Origin of the sequence: Pseudomonas sp. 2957 (assembly GCF_031456345.1) — a bacterium.
Lineage (GTDB): Bacteria > Pseudomonadota > Gammaproteobacteria > Pseudomonadales > Pseudomonadaceae > Aquipseudomonas > Aquipseudomonas siliginis.
The window spans coordinates 1,180,341-1,204,108 of sequence record NZ_JAVDUL010000001.1; the positions used below are offsets into that span (position 1 = coordinate 1,180,341).

Consider the following 23,768-nt stretch of genomic DNA (forward strand, 5'->3'; position numbering starts at 1 on the left):
CGCTCTGCGTGGGAATGTAGCCCGTGACGCTCTGCGTCACTGGACGCAGAGCGTCCCCTGAGGCATTCCCACGCAGAGCATGGGAACGATCAGGTGCGCAACCTGGGGCATTGCGAGTATCCATCTTCATCGCTGTCGTTCCAGAAACTGCCCGTACAGCCGCGCGGTATTTCCCGGCTGTTCGACCATCGGCATGTGCCCGACGTGATCCCACACATCCACTTCGAGATTAGCGATGCCTTTGCTCCACACCGGCACGCTGCTGACGTCGATCAGGCGATCCTTGCGTCCCCAGAGCAACAGCGCCGGGCATTGGATCTCGGCCAGTTTCGGCTCCATCGGCGGGCTGGCGCGGAAGTCGCGGAAGATTTCTTCGAGCTCGTCACGTTGTTGCTCATAGCGCTGGGCGACGGCGTCCAGCACCAGTTTCGGTACCCACGGCGGCGACTCCATGGTCATCGCGTAGAAGCGCTGAAATTCTTCGCGGGAATTGATCAGAAACGGATTGTGCCCGCGCGCCAGATGGCGCTCCATGTCGCTCGGCTCCGGTGCGGTGACGCCGGCCGGGTCGATCAATGCCAGCGAGGCGATTCGCTCCGGATAGGTCGCTGCCAGCCACGCGGCAATGTAGCCGCCCATGGAGTTGCCAATGACGTGGACTTTCTCTACGCCGCAGACATCGAGCAGCTGAATCATGCGTTTGGCCTGAACCGCAATGTCGTAACCGCCGCCAGCCTTGAAGCCAGTCTCACCGTGGCCGGCCAGATCCGGAATGATCACCCGATACTGACGGACGAAGTGCCGGGCGCAGCGCAGCCAGAGGTTTTTATCGGCGCTGAAGCCGTGCAGCATCAGGATCGCGCTGGACGCCTCGTACGGCCCGCCTTGCCAGGTCGACACGGTCATCTCGGCGATCGGCACTTCGATCTTGTGCAGTTTGTACAACCTGGCCTCGCTGGCCATGGCCAGGTCGTACAGCCAATGGCCGACCGCCGGGTAACTCAACCAGCTCCAGGCCACGAAAACCGCGAGTGCGACAAACAGCAAAAGCATCGACGTCTTCCTTATACGTGTTCAGGACAAAATATGGTCGGCCGGTTTCAGCGCCCGGGTCAGCAGGTGATAGCTGAAACTGAAGCCGGGAAACATCGCGATCACATGACCGCTCTTGCTCTGGTACCAACTGTGGCAACCACCGGACTTCCACACCGTGCGCTGCATTTCCCGGTGGATCATTGCAGTGTAGGTACGTTCTGCGTCACGGCGCACTTCGATGCTGCTCAGGCCTTTGGCCCGTACGGTGCGGATGCAGTCGAGGATGTAGTTCATCTGCGATTCGATGATGAACAGCGCCGAGGTGTGGCCAATGCCGGTGTTCGGCCCGGTGACGATAAACAGGTTGGGGAAATCCGGCAGGCTGGTGCCGAGGTAGGCGCGCGGGTATTCGGCCCAGACATCTCTGAGTTGCACCGCGTTTTTGCCGCTGACCGGGTAGGAAATCACCCCGTCGGTGGCGTCGTAACCGGTCGACCAGACGATCAGATTAACATCGAGATGCTCGCCGTCCACGGTGTTGATCCCGCTTTCGTCGATCGAAGCGATGCCGTGCTCGCGACTGTGCAACGTGACGTTGGCGCGGCTCAGCGCCGGGTAGTACGTGCTGGACACCAAAACGCGTTTGCAGCCGATGGTGAAGTCCGGAGTGAGTTTTTGCCGCAGCAGCGGGTCCGGAACCTGGCGCTTGAGAAAACGCAGCGCATGTTGTTGGACCAGATGAATCGCCGGTCTCGAGTATTTGAAGGCGATCACCCGGGTTTCGAATTGCCAGTAGATCAGCCAGCGCAGCAGCTTGTACGCCGGCTTCAGACCGAGCAGCCAGCGTTGGAAACGGCCGAATTTGCGATCGGCACGCGGCAGCACCCAATGCGGCGTGCGCTGGAATACATGCAGGTGTTCGACTTGTGGCGCAATCGCCGGGATCACCTGCGCGGCGCTGGCACCACTGCCGACGATCGCGACGCGTTTACCGCGATAGTCGTAGCTGTGATCCCAATTATTTGTGTGAAAAGCCTTGCCTTGAAAGCGATCCATCCCAGGAAAGTGCGGGATGACCGGCTGACTCAACGGCCCGGAAGCATTGATCAGGAATTGGGTTCGGAAAGTACCTCTGGCGCGGGTGTGCACCAACCAACGCTTTTCCGCTTCGTCCCATTCGACCCGCTCGACATCGGCCCCCAGCTCCACGCGGTCGCGCAAACCGAACTGCTCGATCAGCTGTTCGGTGTAGCGACGCAGTTCCGCCTGTTCGGCGAACATCTGCGACCAGCGGTAGGGCGCGAATGACAGCGAATACAGCGGCGACGGCACGTCCACCGCTGCGCCGGGGTAGGTGTTCTGGCACCAGGTGCCGCCGAAAAAATCGCGTCGTTCAAGAATGCGAAAGTCGTCGATTCCGGCCTTGAGCAGGTTGACCGCCGCGCACTGGCCGCCGAAACCGCTGCCGATGATCAACACAGCGTAGGTATGCATGTGCCCCCTTTTTATAGTTGTTTTTCCATTTCCCCTCTTTCATTTATAGCCAACTCTGGGCCGCGCGTGCGGCGCTGATAGCGCTCTATTCAGGCCGCTGGCCGGTGATGGCTATTTAACGGCGCCCTGATAGACTCCGGACACATCCTTGTCGGGATGTAACCATGCATCGCGCGGTCGAGGCCCTTATGGGAAATACGCGAGGAAAGGGACTTTCACTGGCCAGGAGGCTGTACAGGTCGCGGGTGTTCGGGCTGCTGCTCGGGCTGATGTGTGTCAGCGTGGCGATGCACGCACTCGATCCGCCGCTGTGGGTGTGGGGCCTGATGCTGTTCAACGGCCTGGTCTGGCCGCATCTGGCCTTTCAATGGGCGCGAAGCTCGAGCGTGCCGTTTCGCGCCGAACACCGCAATTTGCTGATCGATGCATTCATGGGCGGCTTCTGGGTCGCCGCCATGCAGTTCAATCCCTTGCCCAGCGCTACCACGATTTCGATGATGGCGATGAACAACGTCGCCATCGGTGGCGGGCGTTTTTTGCTGGCGGGCACGGCGGCACAGCTATTCGGTATGGGCGTGGGGCTGGTGGTGTTTGCTCCGGCGTTCATTCCACCGACATCGCCGCTGCAGCTGTACGCCTGTTTGCCGTTGCTGTTGCTGTATCCGCTGGCGCTGGGCTGGATCTGCTTTCGCCAGGCCTCGACCCTCGGTCGGCACAAGCGCGAGCTATTGGCGTTGAGTCGCACCGACAGCCTCACCGGCCTGCTCAATCACGGCGCGTGGAAGGATCAGCTGAACCTCGCGTTCCAGCGCTGCAAACGCCAGCAGCAGGGCGCGGCGATTGCGCTGATCGACATCGACCACTTCAAAGCGATCAATGACACCTATGGGCATGTCGCTGGCGATATCGTCCTGCGCCAGTTGAGCAAACTGCTCAAACAGAATCTGCGCGCCACGGATGTGGCCGGGCGCTATGGCGGGGACGAGTTCTGCGTGATTCTGCCGGAGCTGCCACTGTTCAACGCGGCTCAGGCCATGGAAGCCTTGCGCGAGCGTTTTGCGGTGATGGGCTACGAGCAGAACCCCGCGTTGAAGGTCAGTCTGAGCATTGGCCTGGCCGCGTACGACCCGAGCCATGCCGACGCCACGCGTTGGCTGGATGAGGCCGATCAGGCGTTGTACGAAGCCAAGGCCAGTGGGCGCAATCGGGTGATCTGCAACAGCGACAACAAGCCGAGGCAGGCGCTGCTGGATTCGGTCTGACGGGCGAGCTGATACCTGTGGGAGCGAGCCTGCTCGCGAAAGCGCTGGGTCAGGCGGTATCAATATCGTTTGCCACGACGCCTTCGCGAGCAGGCTCGCTCCCACCGGGGTATGTGTTGTCGGTTAGATCAGTGTCGCATCCGCTATAGAGCCTCGCGCCGATGTCGGTTACGGTTGAAGTCCCCCGACACGAAACAAGGACTGCTTCATGACGTTCTCCTTTCCCCGCTCTCTGCTGGCCGCCAGCCTCGGTCTGTCCCTCGCATTCTCGGCCGCAAACGCCGCCGAACCGCACAAACAGGTGCTCGCCGATGCCGAGCAGTATCAGCCCGAAGCCCTGAAAATGTTGGAGCGACTGGTCAATATCGACTCCGGCTCAGGTTATGAGCCGGGCCTGAAACAGGTCAGCGACATTGCCATCGATGAACTGAAAAAACTCGGCGCCACCATCGAACTGGTGCCCAACACCCCGGAAAAATCCAACCACGTGCTGGCCACGCTCAAAGGCACCGGGAAAGCGAAGATTCTCCTGATGGCGCACATGGACACTGTGTTCAAGGAAGGCTCCGCCGCCGAGCGGCCTTTCCACATCAAGGACGGCCGCGCCTACGGGCCGGGTGTAATGGACGACAAGGGCGGCATCGTCGCCGGCATCTACGCATTGAAAGTGCTGAAGAACCTCGACTTCAAGGATTACGCGCAGATCACCTTCCTGCTGGATGCCAGCGAAGAAACCGGCTCGGACGTCGCCACCGACCTGATCAAGAAAACCGCCAAACAGCACGACGTCACCCTCAACCTCGAACCGGGGCGCCCGGCCGATGGCCTGGTGGTGTGGCGCAAGGGCAGTGCGACGGCGCTGGTCGAAGTCAAAGGCAAGGCCGCCCACGCCGGCGTCGCGCCAGAGTTGGGACGGAACGCGGCGATGGAAGCGGCGCATCAGATTCTGCAACTGGGCAAGCTCGGTGACGAGGCGAAGAAGACCACCATCAACTTCACCGTGCTCAAGGCCGGCGATCGCACCAACGTGATTCCTGATCAGGCCACGGCCAAGGCGGATGTGCGCGCGGCAGTGCCGGAGGAATTTGATCGCATCGAGAAGGATCTGGCGCGGGTCTCGCAGGACAAGTTGATTGCCGATACCGAAGTGAAAACGTCCTTGCAGCGCGGTTTGCCGCCGATGCCGCAGACCGCTGAGTCCGATCGCTTGATGGCCATGGCTCAAGGCATTTACGGCGAAATTGGCCGCAAGCTGACCGAGGAGGGCAGTGGTGGCGCGGCGGATGCCAGTCTGTCCGCAGGCGTAGGGACGCCGACGCTGGATGGCTTCGGCATTGTCGGCGGCAATATTCATACGCCGGAGGAATATGCCGAAGTGGCGAGCGTGGCGCCGCGGATTTACCTGTTGTCGCGGATGATCATGGAGTTGGCCAAGCCGCGGTGATGGGGTTGGTGGTGTGAATGCTTGGGATGGGGTGTCAGTTGACTCACCCCTCACCCTAGCCCTCTCCCCCAGGAGAGAGGACTGACCGTGTTGTTTATAGTCAATGCGGCAAGCTTAAGATTTTCTGCTGAATTCAATTTCGCATTCAACACGGTCCACCACGTCGGCGTAGATCCAGAGCATTCCCCAATCAGTCCCCTCTCCCTCTGGGAGAGGGCTAGGGTGAGGGGCTTTTGTGGGAAAAGTGGCAGTCGAGGACGGCGTACAAAAAATACCGAAAAGTCCGACAGAAGCTCTCGTTGCGGCCGTCGGGCGCGGCTCTTATAGTCTCCGTTCGCAGATAACTCTGCGACGATCTTGGCCGGTCGAATACAGAACCTGACCTTTCTGGAGTGAACTCTATGACCGACCAGGTAATGCCGCGCTACCTCCCCATCGACACCTACGACGCCGAATCGCCGGTGCTCTTCATCATTACCCATACAGAACTCAGCGACATGGCCGCCTGTGCGATGCACCGGTTTGTGGTCGTGCGCGATCTGGCCGACACTTTCGCCAGCCTCAACCTCAAGGGCATCTCCGATTGTGATCTGACGCGGGTGACCAGCGCGGTTCATCTGCTGATGCGCGAGGGCTGCGCGATTCTGAATGTGATTCAGGCGCGGGCGGCGCAGCGGGAGGAGGGGTATAAGACGCCGGTTTAGCGGTGCCGCAATAGACGCTTTCGCGAGCAGGCTTGCTCCCACAGGGGACCGCATTTCAACTGTGGGAGCGAGCCTGCTCGCGAAGGGGCCGGTGCAGCGTGTGCATCACTCCTTGACGCTCATGTACTCCTTGGCCCAGAGAATGTATTCCTCCGGCTGGGTATAGGTGTGCGTCAACTCGGTCGCGCTCAGATCGGCGGCCTGGGTGAAGATCTGTCGCTGTTCGCGCAGGCTGTCGTAGGTTGCTTTGATCGCGGCGAAGTAGGCGCCATGGCCGTCGATGGTCACGCGCACGCCCAGTTCGGCCAGGCGTTTGTCGTCGCGCAGGGCCGGGTTGCCGTAGGTGACCAGCATCAGCGGCACGGTCAGATGTTCGGCGATCTGTTCCAGCTGATCGAAGTCCTGCACGCCGACCATGCAGATACCGTCAGCGCCTGCCGCCTGATATTGGCGGGTGCGGCTGATGATTTCCTGATTCGGCAGAATGCCAGCGTTGGTGCGGGCGATGATGGCCATCTCGGTGTCGACCCGGGCTTCCAGCGCCGCGCGGATCTTGCCGACGCCTTCGGCCACGGTGATCAGGTCGGTGGATTTGCGCCCGAATTGCGCGGGCAGCAAGGTATCTTCGATGGTCAGTGCAGCGACGCCAGCGCGTTCCAGTTCGACGATGGTGCGCATCACGTTAAGAGCGTTGCCATAGCCGTGGTCGGCGTCGGCGATCACTGGCAATTGGGCGACGCGGCCAATGCGCGTGGCCTGTTCGGCGAATTCGCTGAGGGTGATCAGGGCGAAGTCCGGCGCGCCAAGCACCTGCAGGGAGGCCACGGAACCGCCGAGGATACCCACTTCAAAACCAAGGTCAGCGGCGATGCGGGCGGACATCGGGTCGAATACCGAAGCCGTGTGGTAGCAGGTGTCGGAGGCCAGCAGCTGACGGAAGTTACGGCGCAAATCTTGATGGGAAAGCCTGGTCATACGAGTTCCACCAATACATAAGGAATGGAAAGGCTTGAGCAAAGGTGTCAACGCCGAAGAGTGAAAAGGCTATCACGCGAATGGGTCAAGAATCATGACGAATTTGCGCGGCAGGACTGGCGGCTGAAAGGTTTAATCTCCCGTGCCGGAAATATCAGGCCGCCACGGCATGTTGCTGTTGATGGGGCAGGAGCACTGCGCGCACTGAATTGCCCGGCTGCAGTTGCAGGCGTTTGGCAGTGAGACGATCGACAACCAGGCTGTTGCCCACCAGTCGCCCGGGGGCCACGGTGATACGGCAGTTTTCCAGCCGGCGGTTGTGAATCAGCCATAGCGGCGCCTGCTCGTCCGGGGTGCCGAGGCTCAAGGTCAGTTCGAGGCTGTCGCGCACCGTGCGGATGCTGCGGATCGGCGCTTCGATGACCGGGCCACCGTCGAAAATGTCGATATAGCCTTTGTGCGTGAAACCCTCGGCTTGAAGAATCTTCAACGCCGGCTGGGTGTTCGGGTGAGTCTGGCCTATCGCCGCCTGCGCCTGTTCGGTGAGGAGGCAGGTGTACAGCGGCTGGCGCGGCATCAGTTCGGCGATAAAGGCTTTGTTGCCCAGGCCGGACAAGTGATCGGCGTGGGTGAAATCCATCTGGAAGAAGTGCCGGCCGAGGCTGTCCCAAAATGGCGAGCAACCGTTTTCATCGGCACTGCCTCGCAGTTCGGCGATCATCTTCTCGCCAAACAGATGCGGAAATTCGGCGACGAACAGCAGACGACCCAGCGACAACAGGCGGCCATTGCTGCCGTTGCGCTGGTCATGGCGCAGGAACAGCGAGCACAGCTCCGATTGCCCGGTCAGTTCGTTGTTGAGGAACAACGTTGGGATCTGCCGCTGAATGCCCAGGTCCGGTGCCGAACTGACGGTCACCCCGAGCCGGTAGTTGTACCAGGGCTCGCGCAGGCCAACGGCGCCGGCCATCGCGCTGACACCGACCACGCGCTGCTCATCATCCTCGAGGACAAACAGGTAATCGGCATCGGCCCGTTCGACCTGTTCGGCGAACGCCCGTTGCGCCCAGCGCACCCGGTGCGCAAGTCGGTCCTCGTTGGCCGGAAGGGTGGTGAAACCTGGCCCGGCCTGTTCGACGAGGGTCATCAAGGCAGGCAGGTCGCTGACTTTTACCGGACGGACAATCATGCTCCAACTCCTTTGGCGTACCGATTCAGGCGCGGATGGCTAACGCGGCTCACAGAGCGACCAGCCGTATCGAGCTGCCTTCGCTGACTTTCAGCGCCGCGCAGATGGCGGGCGTCAGGGGCAGCGGCTGATCGGGGTGATAATCGAGTTCGGTGACAATCGCGCGGTAGTCATGCAGGGCGTCATTGCTCAGCAGATAACGGCCACGGGCGTCGGTCGATACTTGTTGGCGGACAATGGCCGTTTGGCTGTCAGCGATCGAGCGAATGTTTGCGGTACGCGCATACAGGGTCGGGCCGGCGTCGAACAGGTCGATGTAGCTGTTGGTTTCGAAGCCTTCCCGCGCGAGGATGTCGAACGCTTCCTGGCCGTCCGGGTGCACGCGGCCGATGCAATCCTGCGCCGCTTGCGGCAGCATCGGCACGTAGATCGGGTATTGCGGCATCAGTTCGGCGAGAAACGTGCGGCTCTGCAACCCGCAGAGGCGCTCGGCTTCCGCGTACGGCAGGTCGAAGAAATGCTTGCCCAGCGCATCCCAGAACGGCGAGTGACCCTGCTCGTCGCTGTAGCCGACGATCTCGGTGATCACCGCCTCGGAGAACCGCTGTGCATGCGCAGCAATGAACAGCAGGCGCGCTCGCGACAGCAGTTCAGAAAACGGCGTGCGCACCAACGCGGTGTCAATGTGGAAACCGCGCAGCAAGGTATGCCCGCTGAGGTCATGGCACAGCGACAACGCCGGCACGCCATGCTCGATGTTCAATTCTCGCGATGCACTGGTGAAATGGCGGTTGCGCAGGCTGTAGAACGGCTCCTTGAAGCCGGCGGTGGCAAGGATTTCCGAGCAGCCGACCAATTGCTGGCGTTCGAGATCTTCCAGTACAAAGAAATAGTTTTCCGGCCCCTGGGCTGTGGCGGCGCTGTCGAAAGACGCGCACGACGCGGCGATTTTTTCGCGCAGGTGTTCGCTGTCATCCGGCAGCGAAGTCACGCCGATCAGGCTCTCGCGGGCCAGGCGCTGTAGCTGGGGCAGATCATTCTGCTCGACTGGGCGTAAGACCAGCATGGATGTACTCCTGTATCAAAAGGTTCGGCCGATTCGCCGAACCTGACTATCACTGTCGGTGTCCACGCGTTGAATCGGCGGTCGCCTGATTTGTTGTCAGACGCCGCTCTTTTTCTTGTCAGCCTTTGCTCGGATCGGGCAGCGCTGTGCTGGCGCCGAGCTTGTTGAGGAAGAACAGGTACACCAGGCCCAGGGCAATCCAGATCAGGCCGAGTTTCTGCGCATCGACGCCCATGTTGTACATGATCGCGGCGACGATGATGAAGCCGATCACCGGGCAGAGCAGATGGCGCACAAACTGCCCCGACTTCTGCCGACGCCAGTAGTGGTTGATCACCGTCAGGTGCAGGAGCATGAAACCGCTGAGGGCGCCGAAGTTGATCAGCGAGGTGAGGATGTCGACCGCGTCGATGAACAGGTAGCAGATCAGCAGCGACAACACCGCCACCAGATAAATGCTCAGGTACGGCGTGTTGTGTTTCGGGTGGACCTTGGCCAGCACCTTCGGCAGCTTGCCGTCGCGGGCCATGCCGAACAGCAGGCGCGATACGGCGGCCTGCGAGGTGATTGCCACGGCCACGCCCCAGGCCAGCGCCGTGGCGACGGCTGTCAGGGTCGCGAGCCAGCTGCCAGCGGCGATTTCAGCGATTTCATAGAACGCGGTGTCGGCGGATTTGAAGCCCATGCCCGCCGCCAGATCGGTGGCAATCCACGTCTGTACGACGAAAATCGTGCCCATCACCGCCAGGGTGATCAGCGCTGCCTTGCCGACGCTGCGGCCCGGATCTTCCTTGATTTCTTCGGCGAGGGTGGAGATCGCGTCGAAGCCGAGGAACGACAGCACGGCGATCGACACCGCTTGCATCAGCAGAGCGAAGTTGAAGGTTTCCGGGTGATACAGCGGCGCCAGCGTCAGCTCACCGTTACCGCCACCGTTGTGCAGGGCGTTCCAGGCGTAGAACAGGAAGATGCCCAGCACGACCAGTTGTGCCAGCAGGAACAGCATGTTCATCCGCGCGGTGAAGGTGATGCCGCGCAGGTTGACGAATGTTGCGCTGACCAGAAACGCCAGGATGAAGCCGACCTTGGGAATGTCCGGGTACAAATGGTTGAGCGCCATCGCCGAATACAGGTACAGCAGCGGCGGAATCAGCAGGTAATCGAGCAGCATCAGCCAGCCAGCGATGAAGCCGACGTGTTGATTAAGGCCGCGTTGCGCGTAGGAATATACAGAGCCGGCAACCGGGAAGGCCTTGGCCATGCTGCCGTAACTCAGGGCGGTGAACAGCATCGCCACCATGCCGATGATGTACGCCAGCGGCACCATCCCCGGTGCTTCGGCGTTGACGTAGCCATACACACCGAACGGGGCGATGGGGATCATGAAGATCATCCCGTACACCACCAGATCGGTCAGCGTCAGGCTACGTTTCAACTCTTGCTTGTAGCCGAATTCTTCAATTTCCATGAAGCGCAACTCCTTGTCAGCCATCGGTCGGTTTATGTTTATCGGTCCGTCATTTACAGCAAAGGTGCGAGGTAGCCGGCCCAGCGCGACACTGCTTCGGGGCTGCGCAGCAGATCGTTGCGCACCTCGATCAGCACCGCCTCAAGGCCCCGGGCATCACCGTGCACCGGCACGGTCATGTCGCCCAAGGGATCAATTCTGTACGGCTGGTTGCCCGCCACCTTCAGCGGATGCACTTGCAGCCCGTCGAGCAAACGCAGGGCATAGTCTTTGGCCTGGCCGAACAACACGCCGACTTCCAGCGGTCGCGGCTGGCCGTAATACACCGGGGTGAAACTGTGAATGCCGACCACACGCACCGGCAGACCTTTGGCAATGCGCTCGTCGATCAACATCTGCAAGCGCGCATGAAACGGTTTGAACAGCGTTTGGCGCCGGTATTCGCGGGTCGCCTCATCCAGCTCGCGGTTGCCGGGTATCGGGTAGATCTCGCTCTGCAGCGGAATGCTGTCCGGCGCATGGCGCGGGCGGTTGAGGTCGATCAGCAGCCGTGAGTAATTGGCGCTGAGCAACGTGGCGCCGAGTTGTTCCGACAACTGTTCGGCCAGTTGCAGCGCACCGATGTCCCAAGCGATATGTTCGCGCGCGGCCGCCTCGTCCAGGCCCAGATTGTTCAGGGCGTCGGGGATGTAGCGACTGGCGTGTTCGCACACGAGGATCAACGGATTCGTCGAGTCCTCGCGGCTCAGGGTGTAGACCGGGCGGGTGTACAACCCGAGCTCGGCGGATTCAGTACAGGCGTGCATAGTGCTCACACAGGTCAGCGGGCGAGAGCTGTTCCGTCAGCGCCAGTTCCTCGGTTTTCAGGGCGTAATACGTGTCGAGTAATGGCTTGGGCAGCCATTCATTGAAGGCTGCACTGTCACGCAGGCAATCCAGCGCCTGGGCCAGCGAGGCGGGCAGGGCGACGATGCCCCGGGCCTTGCGTTGCTCGTCGTTGAGTGAATCGGGAATTTCGTCGGTGATCGCGTTCAGCGCCAGACGTTGTTCGATGCCCAGCCGCCCGGCAATCAGCAGTGCGGCCATGGCCAGATGCGGCGAGGCGGTGGCGTCCATGGCGCGGAATTCCAGGTTGAACTGCTGCGCAGCGGATTTACCCCCCAGGGTCACGGTCGGGCAGATGCGAAGCGCCGCTTCACGGTTCTGCTGCCCCAGACACGCATACGACGCGCTCCAGTGGTGCGGCTGCAAACGCTGGTAGGACAGCGGCGTCGGCGCGGTGAACGCGCACAGCGCCGGTAGAAAATGCAGGACTCCGGCAGCCCAATGCTGACCGATGCTCGACAGGCCGTTGCTGGTGCCGGCGTCGTACAACATCGGCTGGCCGGCCAGGTCGAGCAGGCTGACGTGCAGGTGCACACCGTTGCACACCGCTTCGGCGGCAGTCTTCGGCGCAAAACTCAGGTCGAGGCCCATTTGCCGGGCGATTTCCCGGGTGATTTCGCGCACGTTGACCGCACGATCCGCCGCCGCTACGCCGAGAGTCGGGCGGCAGGTGATTTCGTATTGGTGCTTGCCGTATTCCGGCAGAAACATTTCCGGCTCGACGCCGCCGGCGCGCAGGGCACTGAGCAGCCAGCCGCCGAATTCGGCGCCCTGGCGCTGCGCTTCGAGAGAGAACGCCGCGTGTTCGGCAATGCCTGCGTGCAGGTTGAATTCATGTTCGAAGGCGGCGTTGACTTGCAACCCCAGCTCATCGTGATAGCGCTCGATTTCATCGCGCAGCAATGTGCGTGGGCAGGCGCCCCACGCCTGACCGTCAGTCTCGCGAATATCGGCGTGGATGAAATCCAGCACCGGTGCATTGGCGTCCGGGCCGCTGCCGACAGTGACGCGGCTGCTCAGATCCGGAATCAGCCGCAGATCGCCGTACGCGCCCCACGGACTGCTCGAGGCGATGATGTCCTGCGGCGTCAACGCGCTGTTGGCGGGGACCCAGCCGCAACCCGCCGCCTGGTAATGCTCCAGCTCATCGCTAGGAAACGAGCGGCCCCGGGTGATGCCGATCAGGTCGGTGGTGACCAGTGTGGTCATCGGCAACGGGGTCAGGCGCGGGCTCATGGCTGCATCTCCCGCAGACGACCGAGCACGGTGTCGGTGTCGGTGATCCAGCAGTAACCCTTGATCGCGTTGAGGCAGGCGTGATGGCGTTCAGCTGTGTAAGTAGCGCAGGCATCCTCCACCAGCGTGACCAGATAGCCACGGTCGGCGGCATCGCGCACGGCCATGTCCACGCATTGGTCGGTGACGATGCCGGCGATGATCAGATGGCGGGTTTGCAGATTGCGCAGCACGTAATCGATGTTGGTTGAATTGAACACCCCGGAGGAGGTCTTCGGCAGCACGATTTCGTTTTCGGTCGGGGTCAGCTCAGCGATGACCTGAGCCTGCACGCTGCCCTTGGGCAGGTGCATGTCAGACAGTTTGTGATCCAGCGAGCGGTCGCGACCGTCGGCGGTCAGGCTTTCGATAATCGTGTGCAGCACGTTCTGCTGCGCCTGACGAAAGGCGCCGAGCAGACGCTGTTGGTTGGGCACCACCTGGCTGCGCGTGCGCTGGAGAAAATATTCGGCATCCGCCCCGCGCAGGTGCGGGTCGAATTGCGGTTCGAGCCAGGCGCGCTGCATGTCCACCAGCAACAAAGCGGTGTGGTCGGTCGCAAACGGCAGGTCCCGTGGCGAGCGGTGGGGAAGGCTGAACATCCTTATTTGTCCTCCAGCAGGTGAGTCGCAAAATCGTTGCGCAGGGCATCGATGCCTTCCAGGCGATCGGCCGGGTCCGGCACGCGCAAGGTCAGGCAGGCAATCAACGCCTCGACCTGCGCCAGCGCCGGCACCATGGTGTCGAACGGCGACGCCGATTCCACCGGCGCGCTGATGATCAGGTCCGCCAATTCGCGCAGCGGCGAGGCGTAGACATCGGTGAACAGCACCACCCGCGCGTTGTTGTTCTTCGCCGCCTGCGCAACGCGCAAAGCTTGGGTCTGGTAGCGCCGGTAGTCGAACACCAGCACCACGTCCTGACGTTGCAGGTCGAACAAGCGGTCAGGCAGCAGCGCGTTATCTTCCAAGGCGAAACAGCCGGGACGCAGCAGACGCAAATGGTTGAGCAGGTAATTGGCCAGCAGAATGCTGAAGCGGCCACCAAAACAGTAGACCTGATGGCGGCTGTCGAGCAGCCATTCCACGAGGATGCGCACGTCCTCAGGCTGGGTCAGGGCTTGGGTGTCGACCAGCAAACGCTGGCTGTCCGCCAGGTAATGCGCCCAGGCATCGTCCTTGTTCTGCTGCGAGCGCGGCTGCAACAGCGTGCGCGGTGAACGCAGGCGATGGTCCATGTCGCTGAGCAGGGCTTCCTGGAATTCGGCATAACCGCCGAAACCGAGCTTTTTCACCAGACGCACGATGGTCGGATCGCTGACACCGGCATGTTCGGCCAGTCGCGCCATAGGCCCGAGACCGTTGCGTGGATACTGATCAAGCAGGGCGCGAACGACTTTGCGCTCCGACGGCGTCAGGTCCAGGCCAGGATCGGTGATCAGGTCTCTGAGAGGGGGCATCCGGGCTCCTGCTGGATGGGGTGTCGAATTTGTTTCACATTCCGTTAAAAGAGTATTTATGTAATGGGTGCTACATGTCTAGCGAATTTTTGTACAGGTTTTTCGAGCACCAAAAGTGTGCAAGGTGCCCGTGTAATAAGGGCTACGTCGAAGTAACGCGCTGTTGTAGTCCTTTGCCAATTGTTGTGTCAGACATTGCCTATCCCAAGCTCAGCGACGGGATGGTGACAGCCCTGAAGGCCAAGGTTTTACGGCACAATGCGACGCGTATCGGCTATGTGCCATTGTTTGTTTTATCTTTCGACCGAGAACCTGCTCGTGCCAAGTAGCCGTTTGACATTGATTTGCCATGCGCGAACCATCGCACAGAAACTGGCGCGTTTTCCTACGGACGAGCCTGTTGAAAATCTGGCTGTTCCGTCCGACGCGTTCAGGGCGCGATTGGCGGTAACACGGCGGCTGGTGTGTGCTCCGGAGTTGAGAACTCAGCAAACGGCGGCATGGTTTGGCGTCGATGCGCAGATTGATCAAGCCCTGCGCGATTGCGATTGGGGACGCTGGCACGGCCAATCGATCAAGGATCTGCAAGCCAATGAAAACCAGGCTTTGCAAGCCTGGCTGACCGATCCTGAAGCGGCACCCCATGGCGGCGAATCAGTCAGGCAACTGACGCAGCGGGTGGCAAAGTGGCTTGACACAATCGTTGCAACGCCTGGGCATGTGGTGGCGGTGACTCATCCGTTCGTCATGCGCGCGGCGCTGATGCAGGTGCTGCAAGGCGCGGCGTTCAATGCAATCGACATCGAGCCGCTGGCGATGATCGACTTGCGCTTCAATGGCATCTGGCGTCTACGCTTGCCGGGCATGGCCCTTGAAGAGGAATTCTGATGAAACAGCTGCTGGTCATCGGCATTGGCGCCGGCAATCCGGACTACATCACGATGCAGGCGGTGAAAGCGCTGAATCGGGTCGATGTGTTCTTTCTGCTGGATAAAGGCCAGAGCAAGCAGACGCTGATCGACCTGCGCCGGGAGATCTGCGGGCGCTACATCACCGACCACGCTCATCGCTTTGTCGAAGCCAGCAGTCCGGAGCGCGAGCGCGGCGATGTCGACTACACGGCGAGCGTCGATGCACTCAATCGCGCCAAGCAGCAAACCTTCGAGCGGCTGATCAATGATGAATTGTCCGACGGCCAGTGCGGCGCATTCCTGATCTGGGGCGATCCTGCGTTGTACGACAGCACACTGCGGATTCTTCAGGCGATTCAGGCATCAGGCCGCTGTCAGTTTGAATACGAAGTGATACCGGGGATCACCAGCGTTCAGGCCCTGGCTGCGCAGCACAAAATACCTTTGAACACGATTGGTCGCTCAGTAGAAATCACCACAGGCCGGCGATTGGCGGCGGGGCAGGTGAGTGAAGCGGACAGTCTGGTAGTAATGCTCGATGCCGAGGATTCGTACCAGCGGGTGGCGGATCGGCAGACCGACATTTTCTGGGGCGCTTACCTGGGCACGCCGGACGAGATACTGCTCAGCGGCCGGCTGGCGGATGTGGCCGATGAGATCGAACGGGTGCGCAAGGCGGCGCGAGCGGAGCATGGGTGGATTATGGATACCTATCTGTTACGCAAGCCTTGAGTGGTTGGCGCCTGATCAAGCGCTTTCGCGAGCAGGCTCGCTCCCACAGGGAAATGCGTTGCAGAATGTGGGAGCGAGCCTGCCCGCGAAGGGGGCAGAACATTCACCACCGATTGTAGACAGGCAAAAAGAAACCCGGTGCAACGCAAATCGCACCGGGTTTTTTGTTGCCAGCCAACAGCGGATGTCGTGGATCCGCCGTCAACCTAGAACTCCGTATCAGCCGCGTTCCAGCGCCAAAGCCACGCCCTGACCGCCGCCGATGCACAAGGTCGCCAGACCTTTTTTCGCATCGCGCTTGAGCATTTCGTGCAGCAATGTCACCAGCACGCGGCAACCTGATGCGCCGATCGGGTGACCGAGGGCGATGGCGCCACCGTTGACGTTGACCTTGTCCAGATCCCATTGCAGGTCTTTGGCCACGGCCAGCGATTGCGCAGCGAACGCTTCGTTGGCTTCGATCAGGTCGAGCTGATCGATGCTCCAGCCGGCCTTGTCCAGGCAGCGGCGGGTGGCCGATACCGGGCCGATACCCATGATCGCCGGGTCGACGCCAGCGTTGGCGTAGGCGGCAATCCTGGCCAGAACCGGCAGGCCCAGCGACTTGGCTTTCTCGGCACTCATCAGAATCACGGCGGCGGCACCGTCGTTCAGCGACGAGGCGTTGCCTGCGGTGACGCTGCCGTCCTTTTTGAACGCCGGACGCAGTTTCGCCAGAGATTGTGCGGTGGTATCGCCGCGTGGCTGCTCGTCGACCTTGAACGCGACCGGATCGCCTTTGCGCTGCGGGATCAGGATCGGCGTGATTTCATCAACGAAGCGCCCGGCCTCGATCGCAGCGGCAGCTTTCTGCTGGGAAGCGGCAGCGAAGGCGTCCTGCTGTTCGCGGCTGATCTGGTATTTGTCGACCAGATTCTCGGCAGTGATGCCCATGTGGTAATCGTTGAACGCATCCCACAGGCCATCGCTGATCATGGTGTCGACGATTTGCGCGTGGCCCATGCGCAGACCGGTGCGCGCACCCGGCATGATGTAGTTGGACAGGCTCATGTTTTCCTGACCGCCGGCGATGATCACCTCGGCGTCGCCGCAACGGATCGCTTGCGCGCCCAGGTGCAGAGCCTTGAGGCCCGAACCGCAAACCTTGTTCAGGGTCATGGCCGGTACGGCGTGGGGCAGGCCAGCCTTGATCGCGGCCTGACGTGCCGGGTTCTGCCCGGCGCCAGCGGTCAGCACCTGGCCCATGATCACTTCATCGACCTGCGCCCCGTCGAGGCCGGTCTGCTCGAGCAACTGGCGGATCACCGCCGCGCCCAGGTCTACGGCGGATACATTGGCCAGGGAGCCCTGAAAACTGCCGATCGCGGTACGCGTGGCGGCAACAATGACGACGTCTTGCATGTGCGAATTCCTCACTGGGCAGCGAACTGCATTTCCGGTACGTGATCCGGGACGATCAGTTTACCAGCGGTTTTGGCGACGATTTCCTCAACACTGACGCCAGGTGCGCGTTCCTTGAGGACAAAAGCGCCATTTTCGATTTCCAGATAGGCGAGGTCGGTCAGCACGCGCTTGATGCAGCCGGCACCGGTCAGCGGCAGGCTGCACTTGGCCAGCAGCTTGGACTCACCGTCCTTGGACGCGTGGGTCATGATGACAATGATGTTGTCGGCGCCGGCCACCAGATCCATCGCGCCGCCCATGCCCTTGACCAGTTTGCCGGGGATCATCCACGAAGCGATGTTGCCTTCGACGTCGACCTCGAACGCGCCGAGCACGGTCAGGTCGACATGGCCGCCGCGGATCATCGCGAAGGATTCGGCGGAATTGAAGATCGACGCGCCGATCCGCGCAGTCACCGTTTGTTTGCCGGCGTTGATCATGTCGGCATCGATGGTTTCTTCGGTCGGGAACGGGCCCATGCCGAGCAGGCCGTTTTCCGATTGCAGCATGACTTCCATGCCTTCGGGGATGTAGTTGGCGACCAGGGTCGGAATGCCGATGCCGAGGTTCACGTAGTAGCCGTCCTGCATTTCGCGGGCGACGCGCTGAGCCATTTGTTCGCGGGTAAGTGCCATGTTGTTGTTCTCCGAAGGCCTGAATTATTTGCGGATGGTGCGCTGTTCGATGCGTTTTTCGAACGTGCCGCAAATGACTCGATCGACGTAGATACCCGGGGTGTGGATCTGCGTCGGGTCGAGTTCGCCGGGCTCGACGATTTCTTCGACTTCGACCACGGTGATCTTGCCGGCGGTAGCGGCCAGCGGGTTGAAATTCTGCGCGGTGTGACGGTAAACGACGTTACCGAAATGGTCCGCCTTCCAGCCTTTGACGATGGCGAAATCGCCGGTGATGGATTCTTCCATCAGGTATTTGCGCCCCTTGAACTCGCGCACTTCCTTGCCTTCAGCAACCGGGGTGCCAACGCCAGTGGCGGTGAAGAACGCCGGAATGCCGGCGCCGCCTGCGCGCATCTTCTCGGCGAGGGTGCCTTGCGGGGTAAGGATGACTTCGATCTCGCCCTTGAGCAGTTGCTCTTCAAACAGTTTGTTCTCGCCGACGTAGGAGGCGATGACTTTGCTGATCTGGCGGTCGGTGAGCAGCACGCCAAGGCCGAAACCATCAACGCCGCAGTTGTTGGAAACCACGGTGAGGTCACGGGTGCCCTTGCGCTTGATCTCGGCGATCAGGTTTTCCGGAATGCCGCACAGACCAAAGCCGCCGGCGATGACTGTCATGCCGTCTTCCAGCCCGGCCATCGCTTCCTCGTAGGAATACACACGCTTGTCGAAACCTGCCATAGGCACCTCTTTTATTATTTGCGGGCGGCTGGCTAGCCGAATGACTGGAGTGTCTCTCTGCTGGATATATTTGTTAAGTTGATTTTTAAGGTGGATTGATTGATAAATCTCACCAATACGCGTTCGGCGATGATCGTTCCCACGCAGGAGCGTGGGAACGATCAGGGCCATCGCATCACGGCTTGCAGCTTGACGCTTGCAGCTTGCAACTGGAGCAAAGCGACCATGACCATCAAACAGATCCGGGCCTTTCTCGCCGTGGCCCACAGCCTCAGTTTTGCTGTGGCCTGCGAGCGTCTGCATTTGTCGCAATCGGCGCTCAGCCTGACCATCAAGGCGCTGGAAGAGGGCCTGGGAGGGCGTCTGTTCAGCCGTAACACGCGTAACGTGGCGTTGACCCCGGAAGGCGAGTCCCTGCTGCCGCTGGCGCGCCGCTTGATCGCCGACTGGGACAATGCCGAAGACGAAATGCGCCAGCGTTTCAGCCTGCAGCGCGGACGCGTGACGCTGGCGGCGATGCCGTCATTTGCCGGCAATCTGCTGCCGCCGATCCTCAAAAGCTTCCGCGCGCGTTATCCGAACGTCAACGTGACGGTCAACGACGTGATCAACGAGCAAGTGCTGGAAATGGTCCGCGATCGTCAGGTTGAACTCGGCGTGGCGTTCGCGCCGATGCAGAGCACTTCGATGACGTTCACGCCGCTGTATGTCGATCGCTTTGTCGCCGTGGTGCCGGCCGATTCAGCGCTGGCCGGTCGCGCCGACATCGATTGGCAGACCTTGCTGGAGCAACCGTTCATCACCCTGCAGCGGCCATCAACGGTGCGGGTGATGCTGGAAGAGCATTTGCAGGCGCGCGGAATGAAGTTGCCGGTGGAGTTCGAGAGTCATCAATTGGCGACGGTCGGGCGAATGGTTGCCAGCGGGCTTGGGGTCAGCGCGGTGCCGGCATTGTGCGCGGGGCAAATGCGCGAGCTCGGTGCGCATTGCCTGACCTTGAATGATTCTGTGGAGCGGGCGATTGGTGTGTTGACCGAGCCGGGCAATGACCTGTCGGCGGCGGCGCAGGCGTTGTTCGAGATTCTCAAGGCGGAAGATTTGCAGCGCCAGTTCGATTTTCCCCCCACCCTGGGAGCGCGGAAACAGAGCGCCGAACGCTGATTCAGTGTGGGAGCGAGCCTGCTCGCGAAGAACGATAACGCGGTCTAAACCTTGGCCACGCGCCACAGATACCAGGCCGCAAGCGTCCGATAAGGTTTCCACGCCTGGCCAATCTCGATCATCTGTTTGCGCGTCGGCTGCACCTCCAGTCCCTTCAAGCGCCGATATCCCTCACGCACGCCAAAATCATCCGCCGGCAGGATGTCCATACGTTCCAGGCTGTAGATCAACAGCATCTCCACGGTCCAGCGGCCGACCCCGCGCAGGCTGGTCAGGCGTTCGATCAGGGTTTCATCGTCCATCGCCCGTGCAGTCGGGTAATCCGGCACCACGCCGTCCAGCGACGCCTGGGCGATCCCTTGAATCGTCGCAATCTTGCTCGCCGAAAAACCACAAGCACGCAGTCGCTCGACCTCGGTAGCCAGAATCTGCTGCGGATGCGGAAACGACTGGCCGGGGAACAACTCCACCAAACGCCCAAGGATCGCATCGCCGGCCTTGGCGTGCAGTTGCTGATAGGCAATCGCCCGTACCAGCGATTCATACGGGTCGCGCGCTGGATGTGGCTGATGCCGACATGGCCCGACGGCGTTGATATGGCGTTGCCAGTCATTGTCTATCGCTGCCAGAAAAGCGCTGGCCATCTCATACATGTCAGCCATGTTGCGGTGATTCGGACATACCCATCGAAATCCCTGTTTGCGTGTTGGATCGCAAGGCTCAAAAAGCCAATTGTTGAGTCATTTGCAGCGCAGCGTTTTCCAGCCTGAGCAGGAACGCCTTGCGCGGTTGTCCGCCACCATAACCGGTCAGCGAGCCGTCTGCGCCGATCACTCGGTGGCACGGGACCACAATCGACAGGCGATTGTGCCCATTGGCCAGGCCGACGGCACGGCTGGCGCCGGGTTTGCCCAAGCCTGCCGCGATGGCGCCGTACGTGCTGGTGTGACCGTAGGGAATTTGCAGCAGCGCCGCCCACACCTCACGGGCGAAAGTGCTGCCGGGCAGGTGCAGCGACACGCTGAACTGAGTGAGTTTGCCGGCGAAATAATCCGCCAGTTGCACCTCGATCTGCTGTAAATGCGCGTTGTGCCCCGGCGCAACCGCGTAGCCATAACGGTTCTGCAGCGCTTCGACTTCGCGGGTCAGCGCCGGTCGATCGAGAAACTCCAACAACACCAGCCCACGCTGCTCAGCCATGGCGATCATCGGCCCCAGCGGCGTGGTCAGGCGGGTGAACAGCAACGGTTCACTATTGGCCGCACGGCCCGGGGTGATGTGGAAGGACTTCTGAAACGCATCGCGAAAACCGCTGAGCGACTCGTAGCCGGAGTCGAACGCCGCGTGATCGATCGACGTGCCTTGCCTGATCCCGCCCAGGGCCATGCCGAGGCGACGTGTGCGCAGCCAGGCGTGGAACGTCATACCGAAGTGCTGCTTGAACCAGCGTCGCAGTTTCAGCGGTTCGATGCCCTCGGCGAGCAATTGCGCATCGCTCCAGCGCCGTTCGGGATCGGCGTCCACCGCATTGAGCAGGCGCTGCACCCAGTCCGGGGCGATGGCCGCTGCGTCCAGCGGTCTGCAGCGCAGGCAGGCGCGGTAACCAGCGCACAGGCATTCGTCGGCGTGGGCGAAGAATTCGACGTTTTCCGGTTTCGGCTTGCGCGCCGTGCAACTGGGGCGGCAAAAAATCCCGGTGGTTTTCACGGCGGTGAAGAACACGCCTTCATAGGCAGTGTCGCGCTCGAGCATGGCGCGAACCATTTCGGCGTGGGGCGGCAGGGCAGCGGCTGGTATGTTCATAGCCAGAGAGTAAATCCGCTTTGTCGATGGCTCCACCGAAAAATCGACAGTGAATTTTTTCCCTTGTGCAGCACAATGAGCGGGTCGCCGCTTTCGAGGAAGCCAACTCATGCATCCGTTTTCCATTCAGCGCATTGATCACATCGTTCTGCGCGTCGCCGACCTGCAGCGCAGCATCGATTTCTACGCCAGGGTGTTTGGCGCCGAAGTGGTCAGGCATAACCAGCCACTGGGGCTGGTGCACCTGCGGGCCGGTACGTCGATGATCGATCTCGTCGATCTGGCGGGCGAACTCGGGCGCAAGGGCGGTGGCGCCGCTGATGCGCACAAGCGCAACGTCGATCACTTCTGTCTGCGCATAGAGCCGTTCGACGAAGCCGCGCTCATCGCCCATCTGCAATCGTTCGGTCTGAGCGTTGAACAAGCCGCCAGGCGTTTTGGCGCCGAGGGTTACGGCTTGTCGCTTTACTGTTTCGACCCGGACGGCAATCAGGTCGAACTCAAAGGCCCGTCCGAGAGCGATCAGCCAGCGGTTTCCTGAAGCAGCAGCTCGGCCACTTGCCCGAGGGCCGAACGACCGTTTTGCGGTTGTTCAGACGCCAGATTGAACAGCGCCAGTTGCCGATCGGCGCTGGTGCCGCTGTCGATGATCGCCCGGGCACGTTCGAACAACTGCGCCGCGCCCAATACCTGTGCCGTTTCGGCAAAACGCTGCTCGGCCAGTTCCAGCCATTGCGCGAGCGAACAGTCGCCGTCGATGCCTTCGACCAAAAAGCGCCCATGAATTCCCAAGCGTTTGGCCCGCCAGCGATTTTCCTCCAGCATCGAACGCGCGGTCTGGTCGTACAGCAAACCGGGCCGCCGCTGCGCACTGGCATGAGCCACCAATACGCGGAAAAACGCCGCGAGGGTCAGCGCATCGTCGACCCGAGGGCAACCGTCAGTCATACGCAGTTCCAGGGTCGGAAAACGCGCGGCCGGGCGCACGCCCCACCAACACTCGCCGGGCTGGCTGATCGCGCCGATACGCATGAGCAACGCCAAGTGTTCCTCGTAATGGCGCTGATCGGCAAACAGCGGCGGGATGCCCATGCGTGGCCACTCGTCACACGCGGTCTGCCGATAGCTCATGAAACCGCTGGCGGCGCCATCCCAGATCGGCGACGAACAACTCAGCGCCAACAGCAGCGGCGTCCACGGCAGGACTTCGTTCATCACGGCGATGCGATCCAGCGGCTCGATCACCTCGACGTGCACATGCAGGCCCGACAACACGCTGCGGCGGGCAACATGGCCGTAGCGCTCGAACAGATGATGGAAATGTTCCTCGTCGGTCGGAACCTGCTCGCGCCAGTCGGCCAGCGGATGACTGCCGGCGCTGAGCACGCCCAGAGCAAACGGTTCAAGGGCTGCACCCAAGGCCTGACGGCTGCCACGCAGAAAATCACTGGCGTGCTCGAAATCGCTGAATACCGGCGAAGCCACTTCGATCTGCCCCTGAAACATCTCCGTGGCAAACCACACACCCAGCGCCGCCCGGCAAGCCTCGATGGCCTGTGGTGGCGGGCTGCCGATCATGCGCAGGCTCTGCAGGTCAGTGAGAAAGTACTCTTCCTCAATGCCGAATCGCGGGTGGCTCATGACGGTGCTCGAGCAAGTGTTTCTCTTGAGAACCGTGCGCCGTTGCGGTGGTTCACGCCAGGCGACCAGTGCCCCGCGAATGCACCGTTGGTCTTGTCCATTGCACTTGAGCGGCCAAGGCGTTTCCAAACAAGTCCGATCAACGTGTTCTGGAGGCAGACATGAGCAACCCATCCAGCAACGACAAAGCGCTTAAGCAAACCGTCAATCCCAACGACGACGGCTTCGCCATCGGCACGGCCGGGCGCGATGAAGACCCCAACGCCACCACCGACTGGGACGTTAGTCGCGATAACGAAGATGTCATGACGCCGGACGATACTCGCGGTCTGCCCGGTTATCCCGGCGCCGAAAAAAACAACCCATCGAAACCCGTTGCCGACAACAGCGTACCGGCCAACGGCGATCCATCGGTGCAGAACGACGGCGCTGATTGAGGTGGTCAGCAGTGGCAGGATAATGG

Annotated in this window: 24 protein-coding genes; 8 read left to right on the forward strand and 16 right to left on the reverse strand. The window is 61.2% G+C overall.

Annotation, left to right across the window (positions count from 1 at the left end; genetic code table 11):
* Nucleotides 1-126: 126 nt before the first annotated feature.
* The gene (locus J2Y39_RS05345; protein WP_252869185.1) at nucleotides 127-1,053 is read right to left on the reverse strand and encodes an alpha/beta fold hydrolase; all 927 of its coding nucleotides are present in this window, start codon (nucleotides 1,051-1,053) and stop codon (nucleotides 127-129) included.
* A 21-nt stretch (nucleotides 1,054-1,074) separates the two neighbouring features.
* Complete coding sequence (locus tag J2Y39_RS05350; RefSeq protein WP_310215638.1) at nucleotides 1,075-2,529, reverse strand: NAD(P)/FAD-dependent oxidoreductase; 1,455 nt, start codon at nucleotides 2,527-2,529, stop codon at nucleotides 1,075-1,077.
* Nucleotides 2,530-2,717: 188 nt separating this feature from the next.
* Here J2Y39_RS05350 and J2Y39_RS05355 point away from each other — a divergent pair, with 188 nt between their 5' ends.
* The 3 genes from J2Y39_RS05355 (at nucleotide 2,718) to J2Y39_RS05365 (ending at nucleotide 5,939) form a co-directional block, all read left to right on the forward strand.
* Nucleotides 2,718-3,791: a diguanylate cyclase gene (locus tag J2Y39_RS05355; RefSeq protein WP_150635710.1), complete on the forward strand. Its 1,074-nt coding sequence runs from the start codon at nucleotides 2,718-2,720 to the stop codon at nucleotides 3,789-3,791.
* A 208-nt stretch (nucleotides 3,792-3,999) separates the two neighbouring features.
* Nucleotides 4,000-5,235, forward strand: coding sequence for a M20/M25/M40 family metallo-hydrolase (locus J2Y39_RS05360; protein WP_056784596.1), 1,236 nt, complete (start codon nucleotides 4,000-4,002; stop codon nucleotides 5,233-5,235).
* A 401-nt stretch (nucleotides 5,236-5,636) separates the two neighbouring features.
* Complete coding sequence (locus J2Y39_RS05365; RefSeq protein WP_310215640.1) at nucleotides 5,637-5,939, forward strand: hypothetical protein; 303 nt, start codon at nucleotides 5,637-5,639, stop codon at nucleotides 5,937-5,939.
* Between the two features lie 105 nt (nucleotides 5,940-6,044).
* On the opposite strand, the gene J2Y39_RS05370 is transcribed toward J2Y39_RS05365, so the two are convergent.
* The 8 genes from J2Y39_RS05370 to J2Y39_RS05405 form a co-directional block, all read right to left on the reverse strand.
* On the reverse strand, nucleotides 6,045-6,914 hold the full coding sequence (locus tag J2Y39_RS05370) for an oxaloacetate decarboxylase (RefSeq protein WP_024012471.1): 870 nt from the start codon (nucleotides 6,912-6,914) through the stop codon (nucleotides 6,045-6,047).
* Nucleotides 6,915-7,068: 154 nt separating this feature from the next.
* Entirely contained in the window at nucleotides 7,069-8,103 is a 1,035-nt protein-coding gene (gene astA, locus J2Y39_RS05375; protein ID WP_041478621.1) for an arginine N-succinyltransferase, read from the reverse strand.
* Between the two features lie 49 nt (nucleotides 8,104-8,152).
* Complete coding sequence (locus tag J2Y39_RS05380) at nucleotides 8,153-9,169, reverse strand: arginine N-succinyltransferase (protein ID WP_150742759.1); 1,017 nt, start codon at nucleotides 9,167-9,169, stop codon at nucleotides 8,153-8,155.
* 118 nt (nucleotides 9,170-9,287) lie between these two features.
* Complete coding sequence (locus J2Y39_RS05385) at nucleotides 9,288-10,637, reverse strand: APC family permease (RefSeq protein ID WP_076567476.1); 1,350 nt, start codon at nucleotides 10,635-10,637, stop codon at nucleotides 9,288-9,290.
* A gap of 53 nt (nucleotides 10,638-10,690) precedes the next feature.
* A complete protein-coding gene (locus J2Y39_RS05390) occupies nucleotides 10,691-11,443 on the reverse strand; it encodes an N-formylglutamate amidohydrolase (protein ID WP_056784608.1) in 753 nt (250 codons plus the stop codon).
* A complete protein-coding gene (locus J2Y39_RS05395) occupies nucleotides 11,427-12,758 on the reverse strand; it encodes a glutamine synthetase (RefSeq protein ID WP_041478625.1) in 1,332 nt (443 codons plus the stop codon). The genes J2Y39_RS05390 and J2Y39_RS05395 overlap by 17 nt, the downstream gene beginning before the upstream one ends.
* Complete coding sequence (locus tag J2Y39_RS05400; RefSeq protein WP_310215647.1) at nucleotides 12,755-13,399, reverse strand: isochorismatase family cysteine hydrolase; 645 nt, start codon at nucleotides 13,397-13,399, stop codon at nucleotides 12,755-12,757. The genes J2Y39_RS05395 and J2Y39_RS05400 overlap by 4 nt, the downstream gene beginning before the upstream one ends.
* Before the next feature lie 2 nt (nucleotides 13,400-13,401).
* Nucleotides 13,402-14,256: a MurR/RpiR family transcriptional regulator gene (locus J2Y39_RS05405; protein WP_095179557.1), complete on the reverse strand. Its 855-nt coding sequence runs from the start codon at nucleotides 14,254-14,256 to the stop codon at nucleotides 13,402-13,404.
* A 276-nt stretch (nucleotides 14,257-14,532) separates the two neighbouring features.
* Between J2Y39_RS05405 and J2Y39_RS05410 the strand changes: the two genes are divergently transcribed.
* Nucleotides 14,533-15,144, forward strand: coding sequence for a histidine phosphatase family protein (locus tag J2Y39_RS05410; RefSeq protein ID WP_409037398.1), 612 nt, complete (start codon nucleotides 14,533-14,535; stop codon nucleotides 15,142-15,144).
* A complete protein-coding gene (gene cobF, locus J2Y39_RS05415) occupies nucleotides 15,144-15,899 on the forward strand; it encodes a precorrin-6A synthase (deacetylating) (protein WP_310215654.1) in 756 nt (251 codons plus the stop codon). The genes J2Y39_RS05410 and cobF overlap by 1 nt, the downstream gene beginning before the upstream one ends.
* A gap of 219 nt (nucleotides 15,900-16,118) precedes the next feature.
* On the opposite strand, the gene J2Y39_RS05420 is transcribed toward cobF, so the two are convergent.
* Genes J2Y39_RS05420 through J2Y39_RS05430 form a run of 3 tightly spaced genes read right to left on the reverse strand, consistent with a single transcriptional unit; the run spans nucleotide 16,119 to nucleotide 18,700 of the window.
* Nucleotides 16,119-17,300: an acetyl-CoA C-acetyltransferase gene (locus tag J2Y39_RS05420; protein ID WP_252883555.1), complete on the reverse strand. Its 1,182-nt coding sequence runs from the start codon at nucleotides 17,298-17,300 to the stop codon at nucleotides 16,119-16,121.
* Nucleotides 17,301-17,311: 11 nt separating this feature from the next.
* Nucleotides 17,312-17,977 carry a CoA transferase subunit B gene (locus tag J2Y39_RS05425; RefSeq protein ID WP_016774134.1) on the reverse strand — a complete coding sequence of 222 codons (666 nt, stop codon included), beginning with the start codon at nucleotides 17,975-17,977 and terminating at the stop codon, nucleotides 17,312-17,314.
* A gap of 24 nt (nucleotides 17,978-18,001) precedes the next feature.
* Nucleotides 18,002-18,700 (reverse strand): CoA transferase subunit A, encoded by a 699-nt coding sequence (locus J2Y39_RS05430; protein ID WP_016774135.1) that lies wholly within the window; start codon nucleotides 18,698-18,700, stop codon nucleotides 18,002-18,004.
* Between the two features lie 225 nt (nucleotides 18,701-18,925).
* On the opposite strand from J2Y39_RS05430, the gene J2Y39_RS05435 reads away from it, so the two are divergent.
* On the forward strand, nucleotides 18,926-19,861 hold the full coding sequence (locus J2Y39_RS05435) for a LysR family transcriptional regulator (protein ID WP_056784621.1): 936 nt from the start codon (nucleotides 18,926-18,928) through the stop codon (nucleotides 19,859-19,861).
* 44 nt (nucleotides 19,862-19,905) lie between these two features.
* On the opposite strand, the gene J2Y39_RS05440 is transcribed toward J2Y39_RS05435, so the two are convergent.
* A complete protein-coding gene (locus tag J2Y39_RS05440; RefSeq protein ID WP_310215665.1) occupies nucleotides 19,906-20,523 on the reverse strand; it encodes a DNA-3-methyladenine glycosylase in 618 nt (205 codons plus the stop codon).
* A 58-nt stretch (nucleotides 20,524-20,581) separates the two neighbouring features.
* Nucleotides 20,582-21,664: a trifunctional transcriptional activator/DNA repair protein Ada/methylated-DNA--[protein]-cysteine S-methyltransferase gene (locus tag J2Y39_RS05445; protein ID WP_310215668.1), complete on the reverse strand. Its 1,083-nt coding sequence runs from the start codon at nucleotides 21,662-21,664 to the stop codon at nucleotides 20,582-20,584.
* A gap of 109 nt (nucleotides 21,665-21,773) precedes the next feature.
* Here J2Y39_RS05445 and J2Y39_RS05450 point away from each other — a divergent pair, with 109 nt between their 5' ends.
* Complete coding sequence (locus J2Y39_RS05450; protein ID WP_310215670.1) at nucleotides 21,774-22,205, forward strand: VOC family protein; 432 nt, start codon at nucleotides 21,774-21,776, stop codon at nucleotides 22,203-22,205.
* Here J2Y39_RS05450 and J2Y39_RS05455 read toward each other — a convergent pair.
* Nucleotides 22,187-23,305: a carboxylate-amine ligase gene (locus J2Y39_RS05455; RefSeq protein ID WP_310215674.1), complete on the reverse strand. Its 1,119-nt coding sequence runs from the start codon at nucleotides 23,303-23,305 to the stop codon at nucleotides 22,187-22,189. The two genes, J2Y39_RS05450 and J2Y39_RS05455, sit on opposite strands and share 19 nt — an antisense overlap.
* 161 nt (nucleotides 23,306-23,466) lie before the next feature.
* Between J2Y39_RS05455 and J2Y39_RS05460 the strand changes: the two genes are divergently transcribed.
* Nucleotides 23,467-23,742 carry a hypothetical protein gene (locus J2Y39_RS05460; protein WP_310215677.1) on the forward strand — a complete coding sequence of 92 codons (276 nt, stop codon included), beginning with the start codon at nucleotides 23,467-23,469 and terminating at the stop codon, nucleotides 23,740-23,742.
* Nucleotides 23,743-23,768 lie beyond the last annotated feature (26 nt).

Bases quoted from the DNA above. Each gene is read 5' to 3' on its own strand.
- J2Y39_RS05345 (WP_252869185.1), bottom strand. From the start codon at position 1,053: ATGCTTTTGCTGTTTGTCGCACTCGCGGTTTTCGTGGCCTGGAGCTGG.
- J2Y39_RS05350 (WP_310215638.1), bottom strand. From the start codon at position 2,529: ATGCATACCTACGCTGTGTTGATCATCGGCAGCGGTTTCGGCGGCCAG.
- J2Y39_RS05355 (WP_150635710.1), top strand. From the start codon at position 2,718: ATGGGAAATACGCGAGGAAAGGGACTTTCACTGGCCAGGAGGCTGTAC.
- J2Y39_RS05360 (WP_056784596.1), top strand. From the start codon at position 4,000: ATGACGTTCTCCTTTCCCCGCTCTCTGCTGGCCGCCAGCCTCGGTCTG.
- J2Y39_RS05365 (WP_310215640.1), top strand. From the start codon at position 5,637: ATGACCGACCAGGTAATGCCGCGCTACCTCCCCATCGACACCTACGAC.
- J2Y39_RS05370 (WP_024012471.1), bottom strand. From the start codon at position 6,914: ATGACCAGGCTTTCCCATCAAGATTTGCGCCGTAACTTCCGTCAGCTG.
- astA (WP_041478621.1), bottom strand. From the start codon at position 8,103: ATGATTGTCCGTCCGGTAAAAGTCAGCGACCTGCCTGCCTTGATGACC.
- J2Y39_RS05380 (WP_150742759.1), bottom strand. From the start codon at position 9,169: ATGCTGGTCTTACGCCCAGTCGAGCAGAATGATCTGCCCCAGCTACAG.
- J2Y39_RS05385 (WP_076567476.1), bottom strand. From the start codon at position 10,637: ATGGAAATTGAAGAATTCGGCTACAAGCAAGAGTTGAAACGTAGCCTG.
- J2Y39_RS05390 (WP_056784608.1), bottom strand. From the start codon at position 11,443: ATGCACGCCTGTACTGAATCCGCCGAGCTCGGGTTGTACACCCGCCCG.
- J2Y39_RS05395 (WP_041478625.1), bottom strand. From the start codon at position 12,758: ATGAGCCCGCGCCTGACCCCGTTGCCGATGACCACACTGGTCACCACC.
- J2Y39_RS05400 (WP_310215647.1), bottom strand. From the start codon at position 13,399: ATGTTCAGCCTTCCCCACCGCTCGCCACGGGACCTGCCGTTTGCGACC.
- J2Y39_RS05405 (WP_095179557.1), bottom strand. From the start codon at position 14,256: ATGCCCCCTCTCAGAGACCTGATCACCGATCCTGGCCTGGACCTGACG.
- J2Y39_RS05410 (WP_409037398.1), top strand. From the start codon at position 14,533: ATGTGCCATTGTTTGTTTTATCTTTCGACCGAGAACCTGCTCGTGCCA.
- cobF (WP_310215654.1), top strand. From the start codon at position 15,144: ATGAAACAGCTGCTGGTCATCGGCATTGGCGCCGGCAATCCGGACTAC.
- J2Y39_RS05420 (WP_252883555.1), bottom strand. From the start codon at position 17,300: ATGCAAGACGTCGTCATTGTTGCCGCCACGCGTACCGCGATCGGCAGT.
- J2Y39_RS05425 (WP_016774134.1), bottom strand. From the start codon at position 17,977: ATGGCACTTACCCGCGAACAAATGGCTCAGCGCGTCGCCCGCGAAATG.
- J2Y39_RS05430 (WP_016774135.1), bottom strand. From the start codon at position 18,700: ATGGCAGGTTTCGACAAGCGTGTGTATTCCTACGAGGAAGCGATGGCC.
- J2Y39_RS05435 (WP_056784621.1), top strand. From the start codon at position 18,926: ATGACCATCAAACAGATCCGGGCCTTTCTCGCCGTGGCCCACAGCCTC.
- J2Y39_RS05440 (WP_310215665.1), bottom strand. From the start codon at position 20,523: ATGGCTGACATGTATGAGATGGCCAGCGCTTTTCTGGCAGCGATAGAC.
- J2Y39_RS05445 (WP_310215668.1), bottom strand. From the start codon at position 21,664: ATGAACATACCAGCCGCTGCCCTGCCGCCCCACGCCGAAATGGTTCGC.
- J2Y39_RS05450 (WP_310215670.1), top strand. From the start codon at position 21,774: ATGCATCCGTTTTCCATTCAGCGCATTGATCACATCGTTCTGCGCGTC.
- J2Y39_RS05455 (WP_310215674.1), bottom strand. From the start codon at position 23,305: ATGAGCCACCCGCGATTCGGCATTGAGGAAGAGTACTTTCTCACTGAC.
- J2Y39_RS05460 (WP_310215677.1), top strand. From the start codon at position 23,467: ATGAGCAACCCATCCAGCAACGACAAAGCGCTTAAGCAAACCGTCAAT.